Below are 19,881 nucleotides of genomic sequence, written 5' to 3'. Positions count from 1 at the left end.
GCCCCGGACCTCGAAGGGTCCGGGGCAGCCGCATGTCACGCCGCGTTCTCCCCGGCCGCCTTGCGCGCCGGGGGTGTCCATCGCCCGAGGGCGATCTCCTTGTCCAGCCGCGCCTGGAAGTGCGCGTGCGCTGCGCGCATCTCGGCTTCGCGGTCGGCCTTGTAGAAGGGCGCGACGTAGCCGGCGGGGGGCGGGGTGTTCGCGGGGTCGGCGAGGTGGGCTTCGAAGTCGAGCCAGTCCTGCTTGGTCTGGCCGTGGCCGTACGTGTTGAAGTTCTCGGCGATCTTGCGACCGTTGGCGTCGAACCAGGTCCTCGCCTCGTAGTCGTGCAGCTGCGGGTAGCGTGACTTGAAGATCGCGACGAGCTGATCGGCGGTGATGCCGAGCCATACGGAGACGAGGGCGTCCAACTCGACGAGTGCGGCGCGCCGTTCGTGCTCGGAGCGGAGCGGGGTGGCGTACTCCCAGCTGGACTTCAGTCCCGCGGCGAGAGCTTTCAGGCCTGGCCAGGGGTAGGTCCAGTCCTCGTAACCCGCCCAACGCGGGTCGAACAGCTCCTCCCAGAGGGGGGCGTAGTGGTTCGTGAGGGCGTTCAGACGGAGGGTCCGCAGCAGGAGGGCAGGAGCCAACGGGTGCTTGGCGTCTGGTGCGGGCATTTTCCGTGCCTCAGTGAGCTGAAGGTCTCCGCGGCCGGTGATTCGTAGCAAATAGTCAAGGGGAAGCGATGCCCAGAAGCCTGCATTGAGAGCCGTGAGATGATTGCTGGATAGTGCCATGGATTGCACTGTGTGTACATGTGTGGGGCCTGGAGGGATCAGGGCGGCGTGAAGGCTGCGCGCGTTACTAAAGTTGAGCATTCGGCGCCAGGCCAGGCGGAAGTACGACGAGGACGGAGCTCCATTCCAGTGGTTCTGTGCCGACAAATACTCCGACTCGTCTACCGCTCTTACGTAATTGGTGATGGGGACCGCTTCAGCTGGTAGGTGGGAAAGGGTGAACGATTCCCAGTCCTTGTTGCTTCGGCAAGGTCTCTTGGGTTGTTTTGAGAAGGGTTGACTCATCGTGAAGTGGGGACCCTGGAGAATCACTTCCTTGAATTCAGAGACAACCGTGTTTCCCCAGCGGATGATCCCGTCTCGCCTCGCGTTTGCCTCGTTGTACCCGCTGGTGATGGAAGGATTAAAGTCGGCCAAATGGCATTGGTGGGAAGCGAGAGCCTCGATGGCCGCCTGTTCGCTACGCAAGACTGGATAAAGCAGCGGGGTTTGGGCTACTGGCGCGGTCGAGCCCGTCAGTGCGTGCCAGCGCGTCAGCAACGCGCTATCTACGTGCACAACGCGATTCAGGTGTGGCCGTACATCCCATGAGCCGCTGTGCTTTACTCCGGGATCTTCGCCTGTGCCATCGTGGTTCAACGAATCTGGCAGTACGGTAGCGCCGTACAGGGAGCTGATGTGTGAGAAAGAGATTTCCCCTTCCGGGCCGTAAATATGGAGGGCGAAGGTTTGCTTCCTCGCGAGGTCCTCAAAGGCCCAGTTGGCTGCGTTTATAAAGCTGGCGTGAACCCTCAGATGGCGATATGCGGCCGCGCGGATGGCTCCCTCGCTGACTCCATTGAAGTGGCTGTCTGGGTGGATCAGGCCTGCGGTTCCATTCCTTGCGCCATGTCGCCAAACTTGTGCCATGAAGGCCCGATAAAGATCGCCCCGAGTGCCCACCAGTAGAGGGTATACGGCTGAGCTGCTGAGAGTGGAGCTAGTCCCCGCGTGAATTGACAACTCGTTCTGGACGTAATTGAGATCGCTGGTGGCGCCACTGGCGCCCACTAGTTCGCCCTTGCGTAGCACCCACTCCGATGCGCCAGGCTTTTCCGTCAGCGCAAACCAGGGTTCCAGCTCGGCGAGAACCAAGTCCTCCTTCCAGTCCAGCCTCACCCACGGCGGATTCCCCACCTGCAGGTCAAACCCGCCCCGCCCCCCAAACACCTGGGCGAACTCCAACTCCCAGTGGAAGAAGCCCTGCTGCTTCGCCACGTCCCCCGCAACGCCCACCCACGGGAACCGCCCCTCCAGCCAATACGACCGGTCCATGCCCATCCAGTCCGGCAGCTCGTCCTCGTACCGCTCCAGCGCGTCGAGCGAATCGAACGAGGCCACCAGCGACTCCGCCGGCACGTCGTGCGTGCCCAGCAGCGCCTCGGCGAAGTCCAGCCAGTCGTCCAGGTTGGCCAGCGGGATGACGTCGCGGCGCTGGCCCGCGAAGGACTGCTCGCCCTTGCGCGTGCCCTTGCGCCGCTTGTCGATGTCGCTGCGCTTGACCTCCTTCACCGTGACGTTGCCGAGGAGGTCCACCTCCTCGTACGTACGAATCACGTCCGACGCCGACGCCGACGGCGACGCCGCTCCCGCACCGTCTCCGCCCTGCGACGCGGGTACGACCTCCGCGCGCTCGTACCGCGCGTCCGTCCCGTCCAGCAGCCCGGCCTCCTGCACCGGCCAGAACCACAGGGCGCACCACGTGTCCATGAGCTTCTTCAGCCGCCAGTACGGGGTGTCCACCGCCGTGAGGTCGGCCAGCACCTTCTCCCGGGGCACGGCTTCCTTGGGCCTGCGCAGCCACTCCGGCTCCGCCTCCCATACATCCACCCGCCGCGAGATCTCCCGCTCGGAGATCGTCAGCCGCTGCACCACGAGGTCCCACAGGTACTCGGCGCGCCGGGCGAGGCCCTGCAAGCGGGCGGTCTGCTTGGGCGTCGGGGACTTCGTGATCGCCTTGCGCCACGCGCCGAGCGCCTTCGCGGCCTCCGGCGCCAGCGCCTTCGCCTCCTTCTCGGCGGCGACCGCGCCCCACTCCTTCGCCGGCAGGAGGAAGTGGTGCACCGCGCCCTCCGGGAGCGGCACACCCGCCTGCGCGTCCGCCAGCGGGTACCGCTCCGGCGTCGTGCCGAGCCAGCCGCCCTTCTTCAGGCGCTCGGGGCCGTACACCTCGCGCCGGCCGCCGATCAGGGAGTTGCCGCGCCGCAGGTGGAGGCCGAACCAGGGGGCTTCCATGCCGGGGTGCATGGTGTTGAGCCACAACGACACCTCGGCCAGCTCGACGGCGGTCTCGTTGAGGTCGACGCCGTAGGAGTTGTGCAGGGCGATGTACGCCTTGGCCTTCTGGAGTTCGACGGCGTACTGCTCGGTGTCGATGGAGCGGCCGAGTTCCTTCTGCCGGCGGCGCAGGTACTCGGCGGCGACCTGGTTGATGGCCTCGTTGAGGAACGCGCCCGAGCCGAGGGCCGGTTCGCAGATCTTCCAGTCGAGGAGTTCGCGCGCCTCGGTGACCGTGTCCTCCTGGTCCAGGCGGTGCTGGAGGGCCAGCTGCACGGTGACCTTGGTGAGCGACTCCGGGGTGTAGTACGAGGCCGAGGTCTGGCGGTCGCGGCCGGAGAGACGGTAGACGAACGAGCCGGGGGCGTACCGGACGCGCAGCTCCTCGCCGGTGTCCCGGTCCGGGCGCCGGACGAAGACCGAGTCCGGGTACTCGTCGGCCTTGGACTTGGGCACGAGCCAGGATCCGTCCTTCGGGTCGCCGCCCTTGGCGACCTCGTACAGCTCCTCGCCCGCGATGAAGCCGGAGTACGACATCAGGCCCTCGTACACGGCGCCGAGCTGGTTGATGCCCAGCTGGGCGTACGAGATGAAGCCGCCGCGCTCGCCCTTCTTGCCCTTGGTGAGCATGAGCTTGTGCAGGACCTCGTACAGGGTGGCGTTCCGGAGCCGGGTGTCGAGGTACCGGACGCGCTCGCCCCGGGCGAGGGCTTCATCGGCGTCGTGGCGGGGGTCGGCGACGGTGTCCGCGCCGATCAGCTTGATTGAGTCCCGCTCGAACAGCGTGGAATGGAGGGGTTCGAAGCGCAGGCCGAGGTCCTCGCTGGTCTTCGAGCCGACGGCGCCGGCGGTGTCGGCCTCCTCGGCGGTCTCCCCGTGCGTACGGCGCGGCCGGTAGCCGTCCTGGACCTTGCGGAACAGCAGGTCCAGGGACTCGTAGAGGTAGAAGCCCCGGCGGGACTTCTCGTCGACGAGATCACGTTCCGCCACGAGCTCGCCGAGCCGCCCGAGGCCGTAGCCCAGCTGGTACTCGGGATAGTCGGACGGCAGGATGCCGAGCTCCGGGCGGGCCTCGGCGTACAAGAGGAACAGGATGCGGTACAGGTACCGCAGCGACTCGCGCGTCAACTGACGGCCCAGGTCGGCGAGTTCACCGATGTCCTGCGGGTGCACGCCCTGCTCGCGCAGGCGCTCCAGGACCTCGTTGGCGATCAGCTCGACGCTCCGCCGGAGTCCGTCACGGAGCTCGCTGGAGACGCCCACCGCGTGCTTGGTGGACTTGCCGACGAGTTCGGCGAGGGGGTTCTCGCCGCCTTCCTCGGGAGTGCGGAGCGAGTCGGCGCCGAACAGGGCGGCGACGGTGTCGATCTCGCCGCCCGGACGGGTGTCGTTGCGCTGCAGCGCGGTGTCGAGGGAGACGGCGAGGTAGCGGCCCTCGCCCCAGGCCATCCGGTCGGCGAGGACGACGACTCCGCCGACGAGCAGCAGCACGTAGCGCGGGGCCTCGTCGCAGGCGAACAGGAACGAGGCCAGCTTGGAACCGGTGGCCAGGCTGTTCGAGCCGTCGAGGACGACGGGGTCGAGGAGACGGCCCGGGCCGTCGGGGTCCAGGGCGGCGTCCGCTTCGGCGGCCCAGCCGCAGTCGACGGCGACGAGGCCCTTCTCGGCGTGCGCGACGGGGATGTCGTAGCTCTGGCCCGCCCGCTCCACGGTGAGCGCGCCCGGCTTCGCGTCATAGCCCAGTGCGCGCAGCACCTCGGCGTTCAGCGCCCGCAGCCGCTCGCGCCAGGCGGGGGCCTCGTACGTCAGCGCGTCGTCGCCGGTGTCGGGCGTGGAGGCCGTGCCCTCGGCGTCCTCGGGGAGGGCGAAGAACGAGCGGGCCCGGAAGTAGTCGCGGCGCAGCGCCCGGAGTCCGGCCCGGGGAGTGACGGGCAGGGCCTGCTTGGCGTCCTCGCGCAGCAGGCCCGCGTCCTCGGAGGCCGCCGCCTCGGCGTCCGTACCGGCCGGCGGCTTGGCGGCTTCCTCCCGCTCCTTCCAGGTCTGGAGCAGGCCCGTCTTGAGGTCCTTGGGCAGCACCTCGGCGAGGTAGTGGGCCGAGAAGTAGTCGCCGCGGTTGACCAGGGAGTCGTACGTCATGACAGTGGCTCTCTCAGAGGGCGGTGGGCGCGGCGGACAGGGACGCGGACGCGGCCGGTGGCGCGTCGGGGTCGGGCAGCAGCACCGCGAGGACGCGCAGCATCGGGCGCTGCCCGGTGGTCAGCAGGTCGTCGGCGAGGTCGGTGAGGCGCTGCTTGGTGCGCTCGCCCGCCAGCGTGGGCTGCTCCCAGTCGCCGAGGCGCAGCTTATGGCGCTCGATCGACTCGCGCAGCGGCCGGTCCCAGGCGTCCCGGTGCTGCTCCATGAAAGCCTCGGCGGCCTCCAGCACGGCCGGGATGGCGCCGACCAGCGGGGCGGGGTCCCGGTAGCGGAGCTTGTTCGCCATCGTCGGGCCGACCCCGGAGCGGCGAAGGAGGGACACCATGTCGTCGTCCACGGTCCCGCTCCGGGTCACGCCCATCCACTTCACGACCGTCGGCCTGCCCAGGGCGTTCGAGTACACGCCCTGGACGAGATAAGTGGGCTCCGCCACCTCAGCCGTGATCATCGGCGCCTCCTGGCGCCCGAGCCGCACAAGGACCTTGTCCGTCAGCCACTCGACCACCGGGTGCAGATCGGTCAGCAGCGAGATCTCCGGCCAGCTGGAGGTGGAACCCGCCTCGCGGGCCCGCTGGAGCGAGTGCTGGGCCAGGCGTCGGTTGAAGGTGACCAACAGCCGCTCGCGGAGCCGCTGTTCGCGCAGGTAGTCCACTGGCAGCGCCTTGAGGCGGTGGAGGAGGTCGGCCGGGGGACGGAAGGACAGCAGGCCCGACTGCTCGTCACGGTCGAGGTCCAGGCGGTCGCGGGCGTCCGGATACACCTCGCGCAGCGCCTCGTCCAGGAAGTGGGCGGTCGAGTCGAAGAGGCGGGGGAGTACGGAGGCCGTACCCACACCCGCACCTGTACCCGTGCCGGCATCGCCTCCGAACGCCTTCTCGACGTCGTCGCCGGCCTCCGCCTTCGGCTCCTCACCGACCGAACCGAAGAAGTCCGCGAGGAAGTCGTCCATCGCCGCCGTGCCGGCGTCCTCGCCGGCCCGGCGCCCGTCGAGGGACTTGTCCACGCTCCTGCCCCGCAGCAGATCCTGAATCAGGGACTTCTCCTCGGCCTCGGCGCGGTACAGGCCCGTGACGGCCTCCGCCGTGCCGAGGGAGCGGTGCGCCTCGTCCTCCCGCTCCAGGAGCCGCTCGGAGACCAGGGTGTCGTCCTTCGCGCCCTCGGTCTCGCTGGTGAGGATCAGGGCGCGGAACTGCGGCGGGTGGGCCTGCCCGTAACGGTCGATGCGGCCGTTGCGCTGCTCGATGCGGATCAGCGACCACGGCACGTCGTAGTGGACGAGCTGGTGGCACTGGCGGTGCAGGTTGACACCCTCGGAGGCGACGTCGCCCGTCAGCAGGATCCGTACCGGAGCGCCGGCGAGCCCGAACTCCTCCACGACCTGCATCTGCTGCTCGTCGGAGAGACCGCCGTGCATGACGCGGAGGCACTCCTTGGCCGCGCGGCCCCGGAATCCGAGGACGGCGGGCAGGACGGTCGCGAGCCACTCCAGCGTCTGGACGCGCTCGGAGAAGACCACGACGCGGGTGTCGGAGGATGGGCCGACGCCGATGCCCTTCAGCTGTTCCACCAGCGCGCCGAACTTCGCCGAGTCCGCCTCGGTCAGGTCCGCGGTCAGCTCCTTGAGCCGGCGCAGGGCGGAGAGCTCCGCCGCCGTGGCCTGGGGGTCGTCCTTCTTCTCCAGGGTTTTGACGCGGGCGGTCACGGTGGCCTTGAGCGCCGCGTGGGACGAGAGGAAGGACTTCAGGAGGGTGTACGGGAAGAGCGGCACCGAGCTCACGGACGGGTTGCCGTCATGAGGCAGCCAGACGGTCGCCAGCTCCTTGAAGATCCGTTCCTCGGCAGGGGTGGCCGCGCAGTGCACCGCCTGCGACGGGCCGCGGTCCGCCCACTGGCCCTTCATCTGTTCGCGGACCTCGGTGCTGATCTTCGTACGACGGATGAAGAGGTGCTCGATGTCCTCGGCGCGGTAGTTCTCCGGGTCACGGATGGCCGCGGGGTCGAGCAGGGCGATCAGCTCGGCGAAGGACTTCGCGTCGCCGTTGTGGGGCGTGGCGGAGGCGAGGATCAGGGCGTCGGTGCGCGGCGCCAGGGTCTGGGCCAGCTGGTTTCGCAGGGAACCACGGTTGATCAGGTTGTGCGACTCGTCGATGACGACCGCGTCCCAGCGGATCTGCTCCAGGTGGTGACGGTACTGGTCGGTGTTCTTCAACGTGTCGATGGAGACGATCACGCGCTTGAAGAACGTGAACGGATTGCGGCCGGCGGGGATCTCCCGCTGGATCCGCTCAATGCCCACCGAGTCCAGGCGGACCAGCGGAATGGCGAACCGCGTCCACAGCTCGTGCTGGAACTGCTCAAGGACGTGCTGCGGCGTGACGACGAGGATGCGCTCGCCCCGGCCGCGGCGGATGAGCTCGGCGAGCGTCAGACCGATCTCCAGCGTCTTGCCCAGGCCCACCACGTCCGCGATCAGCAACCGGGGCCGCAGATTGGCGCCGGAGAGCGCGAGCTCGGCGGGGCGGCGCTGGTAGGGGAGCGGGTCCAGGAGGAAGGAGTCCGCGAGCGCGAGCCGCCGCTCGGACTGGGGCAGCGCCGTGCGGCGCAGCACGGCCTCCAGGAACAGCCGGGAGCGTCGGTAGTTCGGGGAGTCGTCCGCGATCAGCCGGGTGTCGCGCGGGTCGATCAGTTCGATGGTGTCCAACCGTGTGAAGAACACGGCTTCCTGATCCCGGACGAAGTCGGAGACGCCGACCACTTCCACCCGCGTGCCGTCGTCAGTGGTCGGCACCGCGTTCCTGACCAGCCACACCTCGTCGCGTACGAGCACCTGCGCGCCTGCGGGGAACTGCTCCTGCCCTGCCGCGTCCGACGCGTCGCCGTACTGCTCGGTGCTGGTCTGGACGGCGGTCACCCGTGGCCTCCTGTGCTGTTTCGTGACGGTTGTGGCGGGCCCTTCAGTATCGCGGGTCCGCCGGCACCAACGGTCTGGCGGTGTCAGAACGCCGCCTGGGCCGCGTACGCCTCGCGCAGCCGCTGGGCGGTGATCCGGGCCTGAGCCGAATGCAGCCGCTGCCCGGAGCGGCTACGGGGCGAACCGGCAGCGGCCGGCGGGGCGGACGCGGTGCCATCCGTGCCTGCGGCGGGTTCCGGAGCGGCGGGAGCGGGCGAGGGTTCAGTCGAGCCGGGGTGTGACGCGGAACGGTCGACGAGCGTGGGCGTCCGCTCGGGGGCGTTCGGCGGAAGCACCATGGTCGTCGCCGTCTCGGCAACCGCTGGGTCCATCAGGGCGGTGGGCGCCGACGGTGCGGTAACCGTCGGCAACAGGCTGTCCAGCAGGTGGGAGGGTGCCGCCGTGTGCGTCGTGAGCCGACGCCGTGCCTGGGCGACCTTGTAGCCCTGCGCCTCGATCACCGCGCGGCACTGCTGTACGACGTCGCTCAGGGCGGGCCGGTCCTCGGCCTGGTGCGCGAGCATGGCCGTCAGCAGGGGCACCAGCTCGTCGGGGACCGACGACAGGTCGGGAGCCGTTTCCGGGTCGGTGACCTGATGGAAGAGGACGTGGATGTTGGCCGCCTGGTACGGGAGGTGCCCGGAAGCGGCGAACAGCATCACGGCGCCCAGCGCGTACACGTCGACCGCAGGTGTCAGCGGCCGGTCGCCTCTCGCTTGTTCGGGCGCCATGCACGAGGGAGTGCCGACGACGGTGTTGGGTGCGGTCAGCGACACGCTCGACTCGGCGAAGACCGCGAGCCCGAAGTCGATGATCTTCGGCCCGTTGGGGCCGAGCAGGACGTTGGCGGGCTTGAGGTCCCGGTGCAGCAGACCCTGCTTGTGCACGGTCGCGAGCGCTTCGGCGAGCGTCGCCCCGAGAGAAGCGGTGAGCAGCGAGGGGAGCGGCCCGTGAAGTGCCACGTGCCGGCTCAGGTCGAGCCCCTCGATGTACTCGGTCGCGAGCCACGGCGGATCGGCCTCCGCATCGGCGTCGAGCAGCGCCGCGATGCGCGCACCCCAGATCGTCTTGAGGATCTCCACTTCCTGGGCGAAGCGCTGCCGCGTCTCGGAGTCCACGACCGACGGCTTGATCACCTTCACGGCGGCGGGCTCCCCGCCGGGGGACTCGCCCAGGTACACCTGCCCCATGCCACCGTGCCCGATGCGGCCGAGCAGCTCGTAGCCGCCCAGCTCGACGGGGTCATGCGGACTCAGGGGAGCGATGTGCACGAGGGGCCTTTCTGCTCGGACGTGGGGAGGCAGAGCCGACGTTTCCGGTCGCACCGCACACGGTATCCGGCCGGGGACCGGTGACGTACGGGCGAAGACGCAGCCGGCTATCCGAGGTCTCGCCGGCGCTCCGCCAGGCACTGGAGCCACAGCTCGTGGGCCCGGCGCGCCTCGTCGACCGATTCCTGGGCGAAGGCCTCGTCGGCGAAGCACATGGCCGCCACCTCTTCCACCACGCGGACCAGGTGGGCGGCCACTCTACGGAGGCGCTCGGCGTGAACTTCACGCAGTCGTGGCGCCAGCTCCTCCTCGCGGGCGGCCATCGCCATCAAGTCGTCGAAACCCGCTTCGTCCGTGTACGAGGAAGGGAGGCCGGGCAGATCCGACCCGGCGAGGCGGCACACAGCAGGCAGGTCGCGCTCGGCCGCCTCCTCCCGTCCGAGGACACGGTGCAGCAGCAGACGGGTCCGGTCCGTGCCGCGGACGCGAGTGGAGACCGCTTCCAGGGCATCCAGCTCCGGGCCGATGTGCTCTTCGGCCTCCGCTGCGAGCAGGGCACTCAATCGGGCGGCGATCGCCTTGCCCGTCTTCGAAGCGTCGTCGATGACGTCATAGCAGGCGTCGAGTTCCGCGAAGGCGCGCTCGGCCGTGCGGATGGCGGCCGTCACCATCGCCGGGGTGTCACCGTCGAACCGGCCGACCGCCTGGGCGAGCTGCGCGGACGTCATCGACACCGCCACCAGGAGTTCCTCGGTGTGCCGCTGCCTGGTCGGCACGTTCGCTGCGTCGGCGCCCACCGTTCCCCCCTCGCTCCGACGGTGTTCTGCCGTAGATCATGAACGTCGGCGGCCACACACGGCAATGCGTGGCCGGTTCTGTGACCGCCGAGGCACCGGGGATGGCCGGAAACGCGCGAAGCGGTGCCGAAGCGGATCACGAGCGCCGCACAATGCACCCGGCCGTACCCTCCGACCCAAGGACACCGATGCTCGATTCGTACCCGGAGTTCCAGCTCCGCCTGCCGTACGGCGGGCCCACGGCCAGAGGCCGGCTGCTCTCCGAGAGCGGGACCAACGGCAGCCAGAAGATGATGGTGCTCGCGGGCTCCCCGGCGCGACCCGACGTCGTCCCGTCTTTCCCGGAGAAGACGCCTTCCTCGCACAGGCTGCGCGAACGGCTGCTCGCGGACGGGGTGATACGCGAAACAGCCACGTGGCCGGGTTGGCTCGAAGTGGTCGAGGACGTGGAATGCAACTCGCCCTCCGCGGCGGGGGAGATCCTCGTGGGCCGTAGCTGCAACGGGTGGATGGAGTGGAAGACCGAGGACGGACGGCCGCTCGCCGACTTCCTCGACCAGGTGTGGTCGGGGCCCAGCCGAGCCTGGCTGGTGCGGGGGCCGCACTCCGCCGGTCCCGACCTGTTCCGGCGCGCGTGGCTCCCCGAAGGGAGGGTGTCCCTGACCGCCGCTCGCCTGCGACCGGTCGCGACCCAGGGCATCAGCAAGGAACAGCTGCGTGTCTTCGTCGACGAGGACTACGGGTCGACGGCGACGTACACCGAGAAGCCGCAGCTCGTCGAGGAGCTGCACGCCTTCCTCGCCAGGATGCGGCCGGGCGACACGGTGTGCGCGCTCTCCGACGGCCGGCTCCACTCCGGGAAGATCACGGGCAACGTCGAGCAGCTCGTCGCCGAGGACGGAAGCCGCACGCTCTGGCGCCCTGTGGAGTGGGGCAGCGACGGCTTCGCTCTGGACAGGCTGCCGCAGGAGCTGCGTCAGAAGCTCTCGGTGCGGCACGACGTGGTCGACCTCACCACGGTCAAGGCCATCGTCGACGGCCTCGGGGTCAGTGACGAGGAGCTCGTCGAGGAGGCCCTGGCCGACGGCGCCGTGATCAGCGCCGATCCCTTGGCCGTCACCGCTCGCCGCGAGGTGGAGCTGCCCGAGCCCACCGAGGAGCTGCGGAAAAAGCTCCACGTACACCGCCTCGACTGGCTGCAGGAGATCAGGCAACTGCTGGACGACGAAAGGCAGCTGATCTTCTACGGCCCTCCGGGGACGGGAAAGACCTTCCTCGCGCAGGAGCTCGCCGAGTTCTTCGGCGGCGGCCGGGAACAGGTCGAACTGGTCCAGTTCCACCCGTCGTATTCCTACGAGGACTTCTTCGAGGGCTTCCGCCCTCGCGAGGACCCCGGGACGCGCGAGGTCGCCTTCCGGCTCACGGCCGGGCCCCTGCGGGAGTTCGCCGAACTGGCCCGCAGGGAGGGCAACAGGCACATCCCGCACTTCCTCGTCATCGACGAGATCAACCGGGCCAACCTCGCCAAGGTCTTCGGCGAGCTGTACTTCCTCCTCGAATACCGGGACCGGTCGGTCCGCCTGACCTACTCCGACGAGGATTTCTTCCTGCCCCGCAACCTCTTCATCATCGGCACGATGAACACGGCCGACCGCTCGATCGCCCTCGTCGACGCGGCGATGCGTCGGCGATTCGCCTTCGTCGAGCTGTCCCCGCGCATCGATCCGACCCGAGGGCTGTTGCGTTCCTGGCTGGAGGCCGAGGAGAAGGACTCCGAGCCCGCGGACCTGCTGGAGGCCCTCAACGCCCGCATCGACGACCCCGACTTCCGGATCGGACCGTCGTACCTGATGAAGCCCGGCGTCTTTCGCGAGGGCGGGCTGGAACGGACATGGCGGACCAAGATCCTCCCGCTGCTGGAGGAACACCACTACGGCGAAGGCGTGGACATCGAGAGCCGCTACGGCCTGCCGGCACTCCGCAAGGCGCTCGCATCACGCACCGTCGCGCCGGAACCGGACCAAGGGAGCGGCGCGCGGTGACGTCCGACGTCCCGCTTGTCGAGCACGGGCCCGCGCGCTCGGTCCAACTTCCTGACGCCGTGGGCCGCGCACTGGTCACCTCCAGGATCCTCGAAGAGGCCGGGCCGGACCCGTACGAGCCGGGCGCCTGGCGGCTGCGCGCCGGCAGCAAGGTCGGCGCCGTCACGCTGACCGTCCCGGGCGGCGAAGGCGTCACGGTGCGGATCGCTCCCAAGGTGCCGATCGCTCGTCTGCTCTTCCTGATCGGCTACAGCAGCGACCCCCGGGGCTGGCGGGACGGGGCCGTCGAACTGGCCGCGCACGACGAACTGCTCCCGGCCTTCGCTCACACCGTAGAGCGCCAGATCGACCGCGCCCTGCGGCAGGGACTGCTCCAGGGCTATCGGACGGCCGAGGAGTCGTCCGCTGTCCTACGCGGGCGGTTTCGTGAGGCCGAACAGATCCGGCGCCGCTTCGGAATGCCTCTGCCCGTAGAGGTGACGTACGACGAATTCACCACGGACATCGCCGAGAACCGACTCCTCCGCGCGGCTGTCGATCGGCTTCTGCGCCTGCCCGGTGTCCCCCGAACCGTACGTACGCGCCTGATGCACCAGCGGTCCCGGCTGGCGGACATCACACCGCTCACACGGGGATAGACACCTCCCGGTTGGCATCCGACGCGGCTCAACACCCGCTATCACCCCGCACTCCACCTCGCCGAGACGGTGCTGAGGGGATCGTCGGCTGAGCACCTGCCCGGGCAGCTGCGCATGGACGGATTCCTCTTCGACATGAACGGCGTCTACGAGGACTTCGTCTGCACGGCACTGCGGGAGGCAATGCGGGACTACGGTGGCAGAAGCGTCCTCCAGGCCCGGGACATCCACATGGACGAAGGGGAATCCATCCGCCTGCGACCCGACTTCGTCTGGTACGGAGAGTCCGGCACGCCGATGATCGTCGCGGACGCCAAGTACAAGGCGCGCAAGAGACGCGGTTTCCCGAACGAGGATCTGTACCAATTGTTGGCCTACTGCACGGCCTTGGGACTGCCGGAGGGACACCTGGTGTACGCGAAGGGCAACGCGCCGCACACCAGCCACCACGTCCGACACGCCGGCACCGTGCTCCACCAGCACGCCATCGATCTGGACCAGCGGCCTGCGCGGTTGCTTGCCGAGATCGACGCACTGGCTCGGCGCATGATCAGTTCTGCGCCGATGGGCCAGCCACTGTGAAGCGAACCGCCCCCTCCTGACCGGCGAGAGTTCCGGCCAGGAGGGGGCGGAGGAGATGTCCTCAAGGCAGTCAGATGTCCCGGAAAATCTCGATCTGTGCGCCCACCGAGTTCAGCCGCTCCGCCAGGTCCTCGTACCCCCGGTTGATGACGTACACGTTGCGCAGCACCGACGTGCCCTCCGCCGCCATCATCGCCAGCAGTACGACCACCGCCGGGCGGAGGGCCGGCGGGCACATCATCTCGGCGGCGCGCCAGCGGGTGGGGCCCTCGACGAGGACGCGGTGGGGGTCGAGGAGCTGGAGGCGGCCGCCGAGGCGGTTGAGGTCGGTGAGGTAGATGGCGCGGTTGTCGTAGACCCAGTCGTGGATCAGGGTCTTGCCCTGGGCTGTGGCCGCGATGGCCGCGAAGAAGGGGACGTTGTCGATGTTGAGGCCCGGGAAGGGCATCGGGTGGATCTTGTCGATCGGCGCCTCCAGTTTGGAGGGGCGGACCGTCAGGTCGACCAGGCGGGTGCGGCCGTTGTCGGCGGCGTACTCGGCGGAGCGGTCGTGGTCGAGGCCCATCTCCTCCAGGACCGCGAGCTCGATCTCCATGAACTCGATCGGGACCCGGCGGATCGTCAGCTCCGACTCGGTGACGACCGCCGCGGCGAGCAGGCTCATCGCCTCGACCGGGTCCTCGGAGGGGGAGTAGTCGACGTCGACGTCGATCTGGGGCACGCCGTGCACGGTGAGCGTGGTGGTGCCGATGCCGTCGACCCGTACGCCGAGCGCCTCCAGGAAGAAGCACAGGTCCTGGACCATGTAGTTGGAGGAGGCGTTGCGGATGACGGTGACGCCGTCGTGGCGGGCGGCGGCCAGGAGGGCGTTCTCGGTCACGGTGTCGCCGCGCTCGGTCAGCACGATCGGGCGGTCGGGGGCGACGTTCGGCTCGACCTGGGCGTGGTAGAGGCCCTCGGTGGCCTGGATGTCGAGGCCGAAGCGGCGCAGCGCGATCATGTGCGGCTCGATCGTGCGGGTGCCGAGGTCGCAGCCGCCGGCGTACGGCAGCTTGAAGCGGTCCAGGCGGTGCAGCAGCGGGCCGAGGAACATGATGATGGAGCGGGTGCGGATGGCCGCCTCCGCGTCGATCGACTCCATCTCCAGCTCGGCCGGCGGCACGATCTCCAGGTCGACGCCCTCGTTGATCCAGCGGGTGCGGACGCCGATGGAGTTGAGGACCTCCAGGAGCCGGAAGACCTCCTCGATGCGGGCCACCCGGCGCAGCACCGTGCGGCCCTTGTTGAGGAGGGAGGCGCACAGCAGCGCGACACAGGCGTTCTTGCTCGTCTTGACGTCGATGGCACCGGAGAGCCGGCGGCGGCCCACGACCCGCAGGTGCATGGGGCCGGCGTAACCCAGGGAGACGATCTCGCTGTCGAGAGCCTCGCCGATTCGGGCGATCATCTCAAGGCTGATGTTCTGGTTGCCGCGCTCGATCCGGTTGACGGCGCTCTGGCTGGTGCCGAGTGCGTCGGCCAGCTGGGTCTGGGTCCAGCCGCGGTGCTGGCGGGCGTCACGGATGAGCTTGCCGATGCGTACGAGGTAGTCGTCTGCCATGGCGTCACGTTATCTCAGATATGAGATGACGCTCGCGGTGGGGTAGGCCATCAGGGTGACGGAGTATGAGCAATGGGGTGACGGGGTTCATATAGGGGCAGTTCGGTCCCGCTCGGCAGCCGTACGGCCGCGACCAGGCCCCAGCCCTGGTCGTTGACGGGCCGTGAGACCTCCGCCCCCCGGTCCTCGAGCACCGCGAGGGTCTGCGCGATGTCGTCGCACATCAGATAGATCTCGTTCTTCGGCTCCCCCTCGGTCGGGTGCACCGCGAACTCGGCGGGCGGCAGCCGGAAGATGAGCCAGCCGCGCCCCGCGTCCACGTGGTCGAAGCCGAAGACGTCCTTGAGGAACGCGCGGTCGGCCTCCGCGTCCTGGGTGTAGAGGATCACATGCGCGCCGCTGAACATGTTCCGAGCCTCCGTCGCCGGTTGCGATCCGGCAACGCGCGCGCGTCCGAACGGAGTCCCGGCCGCCCTACGGTCGCTTCGGGTTCCCCGTCGGCGTCAGCGTCCACGTCCCGCGCGACCGCACGTACAGCAGTCCTGGCTTCCGCGGCGTGACCACCGTGCGGGTGAAGGCGCCGTGCCCCTCGCACAGTGCCTCCCCGGGCCGGAAGTCCGGACGCAGGACGTGGAGCGCGAAGGCGGAGCCGGAGTGCTGGGTGACCCGGATCCGCTCCCGGCCGCCGGGGTGCCGCAGGACGTACGAACCTGCCGACGCGAGCCCGTCGTCCAGGAGCAGGGGGTTCAGGGAGGGGAGTGCGTCGAGCGGGTGCAGCCAGGTCCGCCACCCCTTCCCGGTGTGCATCTGGAGGCGGATCTCGGGCCGCCCGTCGGCCGGGACCGGGACGACCGCCCGGGTCAGCGCGGACGCGTGGGGGAGGGGCTGCCGGGGCCGTCCGCCGTCCGAGGGGGCGGTCAGCTCCACCCAGGAGTTCTCGGCTCGCTCCAGATGGACGACGAGCACCGCGGGCTCGCCGGCGTCGGGGCGGTGGAGCAGCACCCCCGCCCCGCCCCTGCCCTCCCGCCGCTGTCCGACCCCGGTGTGCGCCGGCCACGCCTCGTACGCCTCGGCGGCCGGCGGCGCGGGCGGGGCGGGGGGAGTGCCGGGGGCGTCCGTACGGCTCCGGGGACGGGCAGCCGGCCGGGGGTCCGGTCCGCGCAGCCCGCTCTCGATCGGTGGCCTGCCCTCGGCGAGCCGCACGGCGTCGGCCGCGCACACGGCGACCGTCCGGGCCGCGCCGCCCGGCGGCGCCCAGTGGACCTCCTCGGAGGCGCGCCCGTGGCGCGGGTCGAAGAAGCAGAGGGGCAGGCGGTGCGGCCGCGGGCGGCCTTCGAGCGCCGCGTTCACGCAGGCCAGGGCGTACCGGCCGGTGTCGAGGGAGCGCAGCACGTCGGCGGCGTCGCGCAGGGTCCGGTCGCCGACGAGGTCCCGTTTGGCCTGGTCGTACGAGTCCAGGGCGAGCTGGTAGTCGGCGAGGAGGCCGGGGTCGTGCGCTTCGTGATCGGGTATGAAGGGGTGTGCGGCGAGCGCCTCTCCGAAGGCGGTGATCTCCGCGTCGACCCGGGCCAGGTCGCCGTCCGCCCGGTCCGTCCCCTCCTCGCGTTCCCGCCCTCGGAACAGGCCCCGGATCGCCCCCACCACACCGTCGGTCATGCGAGTGATCGTAAGGGTGGTCGACCGCGTCCGACAGTCTCGCGCCTCCCGGAACCCGGCGCGGGGGAGGGGCGCCGCCGCGACCTCCGCCACGCGTGATCCCGGGCGGGCCGGGGCATGACCGACCGCCGGTGATGTACTAGAGTTATCTCGACATCGAGATATCTGCCGAGGCGCACCGCTGCCGTACGCCGACATCAGTCTGGCGGTAAGGGTTACCTAACTTAGCCTTACCTTAGCGGATTGGCGACGTGGCGTGGCGGCAGGATGCGGTGGAACGCGCACATATATGAAGGAGACTGTCGTGTCGGCGAACAGCTTCGACGCCCGCAGCACGCTGCGCGTGGGCGACGAGTCGTACGAGATCTTCAAGCTGGACAAGGTCGAGGGCTCCGCGCGCCTCCCTTACAGCCTGAAGGTTCTCCTGGAGAACCTGCTCCGCACCGAGGACGGCGCGAACATCACCGCCGACCACATCCGGGCGCTCGGCAACTGGGACTCCCAGGCCCAGCCGAGCCAGGAGATCCAGTTCACGCCGGCGCGCGTGATCATGCAGGACTTCACCGGTGTCCCCTGTGTCGTCGACCTCGCCACCATGCGTGAGGCCGTCGCGGCGCTCGGCGGCGACCCGGCGAAGATCAACCCGCTCTCCCCGGCCGAGATGGTCATCGACCACTCCGTCATCGCCGACAAGTTCGGCACGAACTCCGCCTTCGCGGAGAACGTGGAGCTGGAGTACGGCCGCAACAAGGAGCGCTACCAGTTCCTGCGCTGGGGCCAGACCGCGTTCGACGACTTCAAGGTCGTCCCGCCGGGCACCGGCATCGTCCACCAGGTGAACATCGAGCACCTGGCCCGTACGGTCATGGTCCGGGGCGGCCAGGCGTACCCCGACACCCTCGTCGGCACCGACTCCCACACCACCATGGTCAACGGCCTCGGTGTGCTCGGCTGGGGCGTCGGCGGCATCGAGGCCGAGGCCGCCATGCTCGGCCAGCCGGTCTCCATGCTCATCCCGCGCGTCGTCGGCTTCAAGCTGACCGGTGAGCTGCCCACCGGCACCACCGCCACCGACCTGGTGCTGACCATCACCGAGATGCTGCGCAAGCACGGTGTCGTCGGCAAGTTCGTCGAGTTCTACGGTGAGGGCGTCGCCGCCACCTCCCTCGCGAACCGCGCCACCATCGGCAACATGTCGCCGGAGTTCGGCTCCACCGCCGCGGTCTTCCCGATCGACGACGAGACCCTGAACTACCTCAAGCTCACCGGCCGCTCCGAGCAGCAGGTCGCGCTCGTCGAGGCGTACGCCAAGGAGCAGGGCCTCTGGCTGGACCCGAAGGCCGAGCCGGACTTCTCCGAGAAGCTGGAGCTCGACCTCTCCACGGTCGTCCCGTCGATCGCCGGCCCGAAGCGCCCGCAGGACCGCATCGTCCTCGCGAACGCCGCCGAGCAGTTCAAGCAGGACGTCCGCAACTACGTCGACATGGTCGACGAGGCGGGCCAGGAGTCCTTCCCGGCCTCCGACGCCCCGGCCGTCACCAACGGCGTCCCGTCGAACCCGGTCCAGGTCACCGCCCCGGACGGCACGACCTACACGCTCGACCACGGTGCGGTGACGGTCGCGGCCATCACCTCCTGCACCAACACCTCGAACCCGTACGTCATGGTCGCCGCCGCGCTCGTCGCGAAGAAGGCCGTGGAGAAGGGCCTGACCCGCAAGCCGTGGGTCAAGACCACCCTCGCCCCGGGCTCGAAGGTCGTCACCGACTACTTCGACAAGGCGGGCCTGACCCCGTACCTCGACAAGGTCGGCTTCAACCTCGTCGGCTACGGCTGCACCACCTGCATCGGCAACTCCGGCCCGCTGCCGGAGGAGGTCTCCAAGGCCGTCAACGACCACGACCTCGCGGTCACCTCGGTCCTCTCCGGCAACCGGAACTTCGAGGGCCGCATCAACCCCGACGTCAAGATGAACTACCTGGCCTCCCCGCCGCTGGTCGTCGCGTACGCCATCGCGGGCTCCATGAAGGTGGACATCACCAAGGACGCGCTGGGTGTCGACACCGAGGGCAACCCGGTCTTCCTCAAGGACATCTGGCCGTCGGAGGCCGAGGTCAACGACGTCGTCGCCAACGCCATCGGCGAGGACATGTTCTCCAAGTCCTACCAGGACGTCTTCGCCGGCGACGCCCAGTGGCAGGCGCTGTCGATCCCGACCGGCAACACCTTCGAGTGGGACCCGCAGTCGACCTACGTCCGCAAGCCCCCGTACTTCGAGGGCATGACGATGGAGACCACCCCGGTCACCGACATCACGGGCGCCCGCGTGCTCGCGAAGCTCGGCGACTCGGTCACCACCGACCACATCTCCCCGGCCGGTGCCATCAAGGCCGACACCCCGGCCGGCAAGTACCTCACCGAGCACGGTGTGGAGCGTCGTGACTTCAACTCCTACGGCTCGCGCCGAGGCAACCACGAGGTCATGATCCGCGGCACCTTCGCCAACATCCGCCTGCGCAACCAGATCGCGCCGGGCACCGAGGGCGGCTACACCCGCGACTTCACCCAGGCCGACGGCCCGGTGTCGTTCATCTACGACGCCTCGCAGAACTACCAGGCCGCCGGCATCCCGCTGGTCATCCTGGGCGGCAAGGAGTACGGCTCCGGCTCGTCCCGCGACTGGGCGGCCAAGGGCACGGCCCTCCTCGGCGTCAAGGCCGTCATCACCGAGTCGTACGAGCGCATCCACCGCTCGAACCTCATCGGCATGGGCGTCCTCCCGCTGCAGTTCCCGGCCGGCCAGTCGGCCGACTCGCTCGGCCTGACCGGCGAGGAGACCTTCTCCATCACCGGCATCACCGAGCTGAACGAGGGCACGACCCCGAGCACGGTCAAGGTCACCACCGACACCGGTGTCGAGTTCGACGCGGTCGTCCGCATCGACACCCCCGGTGAGGCGGACTACTACCGCAACGGCGGCATCATGCAGTACGTGCTGCGCAACCTGATCCGCGGCTAAGGATCAGTACGGCAAGGGCCCTCTCCCCGCTCGGGGAG

The 19,881-nt window shown here is 69.4% G+C and carries 9 protein-coding genes and 1 pseudogene; 3 read left to right on the top strand and 7 right to left on the bottom strand.

Annotation, left to right across the window (positions count from 1 at the left end):
• Positions 1-35: 35 nt before the first annotated feature.
• The 4 genes from ACWEJX_RS06450 to ACWEJX_RS06435 form a co-directional block, all read right to left on the bottom strand.
• Positions 36-5,228 (bottom strand): class I SAM-dependent DNA methyltransferase, encoded by a 5,193-nt coding sequence (locus ACWEJX_RS06450; RefSeq protein ID WP_451606393.1) that lies wholly within the window; start codon positions 5,226-5,228, stop codon positions 36-38.
• A gap of 13 nt (positions 5,229-5,241) precedes the next feature.
• Positions 5,242-8,199 (bottom strand): SNF2-related protein, encoded by a 2,958-nt coding sequence (locus ACWEJX_RS06445; RefSeq protein ID WP_451606392.1) that lies wholly within the window; start codon positions 8,197-8,199, stop codon positions 5,242-5,244.
• Between the two features lie 83 nt (positions 8,200-8,282).
• On the bottom strand, positions 8,283-9,509 hold the full coding sequence (locus ACWEJX_RS06440; RefSeq protein WP_451606391.1) for a serine/threonine-protein kinase: 1,227 nt from the start codon (positions 9,507-9,509) through the stop codon (positions 8,283-8,285).
• Positions 9,510-9,616: 107 nt separating this feature from the next.
• Complete coding sequence (locus ACWEJX_RS06435) at positions 9,617-10,306, bottom strand: hypothetical protein (RefSeq protein ID WP_451606390.1); 690 nt, start codon at positions 10,304-10,306, stop codon at positions 9,617-9,619.
• Between the two features lie 188 nt (positions 10,307-10,494).
• On the opposite strand from ACWEJX_RS06435, the gene ACWEJX_RS06430 reads away from it, so the two are divergent.
• Together ACWEJX_RS06430 and ACWEJX_RS06425 are read left to right on the top strand one after the other, a co-directional pair.
• Positions 10,495-12,348: a DUF4357 domain-containing protein gene (locus ACWEJX_RS06430; RefSeq protein WP_451606389.1), complete on the top strand. Its 1,854-nt coding sequence runs from the start codon at positions 10,495-10,497 to the stop codon at positions 12,346-12,348.
• A pseudogene (locus ACWEJX_RS06425) lies at positions 12,345-13,568 on the top strand (McrC family protein). Before ACWEJX_RS06430 ends, ACWEJX_RS06425 begins: the two are co-directional and overlap by 4 nt.
• A 70-nt stretch (positions 13,569-13,638) precedes the next feature.
• On the opposite strand, the gene ACWEJX_RS06420 reads toward ACWEJX_RS06425, so the two are convergent.
• The 3 genes from ACWEJX_RS06420 to ACWEJX_RS06410 all read right to left on the bottom strand — a co-directional run bounded on the left by ACWEJX_RS06420 (position 13,639) and on the right by ACWEJX_RS06410 (position 16,824).
• Positions 13,639-15,168, bottom strand: coding sequence for a helix-turn-helix domain-containing protein (locus tag ACWEJX_RS06420; protein ID WP_451606388.1), 1,530 nt, complete (start codon positions 15,166-15,168; stop codon positions 13,639-13,641).
• 50 nt (positions 15,169-15,218) lie between these two features.
• The gene (locus ACWEJX_RS06415) at positions 15,219-15,575 is read right to left on the bottom strand and encodes a VOC family protein (protein ID WP_451606387.1); all 357 of its coding nucleotides are present in this window, start codon (positions 15,573-15,575) and stop codon (positions 15,219-15,221) included.
• Positions 15,576-15,642: 67 nt separating this feature from the next.
• Positions 15,643-16,824, bottom strand: a complete 1,182-nt coding sequence (locus tag ACWEJX_RS06410; protein WP_451606386.1) for a hypothetical protein — start codon at positions 16,822-16,824, stop codon at positions 15,643-15,645.
• Between the two features lie 304 nt (positions 16,825-17,128).
• Here ACWEJX_RS06410 and acnA point away from each other — a divergent pair, with 304 nt between their 5' ends.
• Positions 17,129-19,843, top strand: coding sequence for an aconitate hydratase AcnA (gene acnA, locus ACWEJX_RS06405; RefSeq protein ID WP_451606385.1), 2,715 nt, complete (start codon positions 17,129-17,131; stop codon positions 19,841-19,843).
• Positions 19,844-19,881: the final 38 nt, after the last annotated feature.

It is taken from the genome of Streptomyces sp. NPDC004788 (genome assembly GCF_053601115.1).
This window is presented reverse-complemented; position numbering and strand designations above follow the sequence as displayed.

Coding starts and splice junctions, on each gene's coding strand:
- ACWEJX_RS06450 (WP_451606393.1), bottom strand. CDS start 5,228: ATGACGTACGACTCCCTGGTCAACCGCGGCGACTACTTCTCGGCCCAC.
- ACWEJX_RS06430 (WP_451606389.1), top strand. CDS start 10,495: ATGCTCGATTCGTACCCGGAGTTCCAGCTCCGCCTGCCGTACGGCGGG.
- ACWEJX_RS06420 (WP_451606388.1), bottom strand. CDS start 15,168: ATGGCAGACGACTACCTCGTACGCATCGGCAAGCTCATCCGTGACGCC.
- ACWEJX_RS06415 (WP_451606387.1), bottom strand. CDS start 15,575: ATGTTCAGCGGCGCGCATGTGATCCTCTACACCCAGGACGCGGAGGCC.
- ACWEJX_RS06410 (WP_451606386.1), bottom strand. CDS start 16,824: ATGACCGACGGTGTGGTGGGGGCGATCCGGGGCCTGTTCCGAGGGCGG.